Origin of the sequence: Intrasporangium sp. (assembly GCF_051961875.1) — a bacterium.
Taxonomy (GTDB): domain Bacteria; phylum Actinomycetota; class Actinomycetes; order Actinomycetales; family Dermatophilaceae; genus Intrasporangium_A.
Genome location: NZ_JBQCCV010000073.1, coordinates 1 through 2,287, shown reverse-complemented (window position 1 = coordinate 2,287; position 2,287 = coordinate 1). Strand labels below are relative to the sequence as shown.

Sequence of the window (2,287 nt, the reverse complement as noted above, 5' to 3'; positions counted from 1 at the left end):
CGGCGAAGTCGTTGCCCTTGCCGAACACTTCACGGGCGGTGGTGACGATCTCCTCGGCGTGTGCGTCGTCCTTGGCGAAGATCAGGGTCTTGGGGACGGTGGAGCGGCCGGGGAAGATCTCGGTGAAGAGCCGGTCCCGGTAGGTCTCGAGGACGAGCCGGATCTGCGACTTGGCGGTGACGGCCCGGTCGAGCTGCCTGTGCGTGTACTCGAAGGCCTCGTCCAGCTGCTGAAGCCGTTCCTTGCGGGTGCGGCGGTCGACCGTCGGCACGACGGTGCCCGCGTCGATCGTGCCGCCCTGTTCGCCGATCTGGGTGCGGATCCGGTAGATGTCGAAGTCGACGTTGACCCGGTCGGCGACGGACTGCGGGTAGGTGTACTCGGAGACGAGGTTCTGCCGGAAGAACGCGAAGGTCTGCTTGCCGGGGGTCGCGGTGAGCCCGACGATGTGCGCGTCGAAGTACTCGAGGACGCCGCGCCACACCCCGTAGATGGACCGGTGGGCCTCATCGACGATGACCAGGTCGAACGCCTCGGGCGGCAGATCCGGGTTGTAGGCAACGGTGACGGGCGCGTCCGGAACGTAGTCGTCCAGATTCGGGTCGTCGCCGGTGGTGACGTCTTCGTTCCGCAATGCCTTGAAGACGCGCTGGATGGTCGAGACGACGACGTTGGACGAGCCGAGCATCCCGGCGGAGGAGAGCTTGTCGACGCCGTAGATCTCGGTGAACCGGCGACCGTCGCCGGGGGTGCGGTAGTTCTGGAACTCCGCGATTGTCTGCTCGGCCAGGTTGTTGCGATCGACGAGGAACAGGATGCGCCGGAACCCGCCGAACCGCAGCAGCCGGTAGGCGCTCGTGACGGCGGTGAACGTCTTGCCGGCGCCGGTGGCCATCTGCACGAGGGACCGGTCGAAGTGCTGGCCGGCGAGGCTGTCCTCGATGCCGGTGATCGCGGTGATCTGCGCGGGCCGTAGCGGCGCGACCTCGAGCTCGGGCAGGGCCCGGACCTTGGCCCGCCAGGTGGGCCGGTCCGGGTCGGCTTCGGCGTCCCGGAGGATCCGGGCGAGCGTCTCGGGCTGGGGGAAGTTGAACAGGCGCCGGGCGCGCGGGTCGGGGTCGTAGCCGTTGGTGAAGTGCGTCTCCGTGCCGCTGGCCTCGAACACGAACGGCAACCGGCCATCGGTGGTGGTGGCCGCGAGCCGCACCTCGGGCGGCAGCCCGGTGGCGTACATCGCGGACTGCCACTCCACTCCGGACAGGGGGGTGCCGACGGGTTTGGCCTCGATGACGCCGACGACCTTCCGGTCGACGTAGAGCAGGTAGTCGGCCCGGCCGTGACCGGGAGCCATGACGACCTCACGGACCGCGACCCCCGTCGAGGCGAACAGGTTCAGGTTCCGGCGGTCCTGCACCGACCAGCCGGCGGCGGTGAGCTGCTCATCGATCAACGCCCGCGCCCGCTGCTCGGCAGCGACGTACTGCAGGTCCTGTCCGCCGGTGGCCCCCATGGGCCGCACCATACCGACCGACGTCCGGTTTGTGACCACTTGTAGCGGGTTCCGCCCAGAGAGCGCCGGTTCACGTTCCGGTGCGTGCTGGCGAATGTCAGGCGACAGGCCGGCCGTGTCACCGGTGCTGCCTATCTTCGGCTCATGGACATGATGGGGGTCATTTCAGTCGGTTCTGGAGTCCTCGGGCTGGCAGCGCTCGGTCTCGGCATCCCAGCCTTCGTCTGGGTGCGGCGGGGCGAGCTGCGCGCTCCGGAACGCCATGAGGTGGAATGGGAGCTTTCGTGGTGCGGGTCCGGCAACTTCCATGTGACGAACGTCGGCAGCGACACCGCGAGGGCCGTGACCGCTCGGGTCGAACCAAGTCACGGCGGCACCGAGGACTCCGGGGAGCCGCGGGACGTAGCGCCGCACGAGATGTTCACCTTCGAGCTTCCTGACCTGCCGGGGTCCGGCCTGGGCGGCTTCGCGCATGCGTCGCTCTACTGGGAGACCGACCTTGGCACGGCCAAGTCGGTGTGTCAGACCCTGGAGCGGTAGCCCTTGTATCTCGGGCAGCAGCGGGGCTGGAGGTCGATGCTGTTGTTGTCGGGCGCGGGGAGACGGGGGCAGCGAGCCGGCTGTTCACCTCCTTGGCTCGCTGGGACGGTGCCCGTCTTCTTGCGCATGATCCGTCGATCGAGGCTGGGCAGCGGACCGGTGCCTTTTCACCTCCTTGGGGTCCGCTGTGCTGGTCGGGGTGCCGCGGGTGCGGCACGTTCTTGATTGGTGTTCGTT

General features: G+C 68.4%; 2 protein-coding genes. One reads left to right on the top strand and one right to left on the bottom strand.

Annotated features, from left to right (window positions below; genetic code table 11):
• Positions 1-1,510, bottom strand: a 1,510-nt coding sequence (locus tag ACTHJJ_RS04325; protein WP_440301706.1) for a DEAD/DEAH box helicase family protein, incomplete at its 3' end; no start/stop codon positions are given.
• A gap of 144 nt (positions 1,511-1,654) precedes the next feature.
• On the opposite strand from ACTHJJ_RS04325, the gene ACTHJJ_RS04320 reads away from it, so the two are divergent.
• Complete coding sequence (locus tag ACTHJJ_RS04320; protein ID WP_440301705.1) at positions 1,655-2,050, top strand: hypothetical protein; 396 nt, start codon at positions 1,655-1,657, stop codon at positions 2,048-2,050.
• Positions 2,051-2,287: the final 237 nt, after the last annotated feature.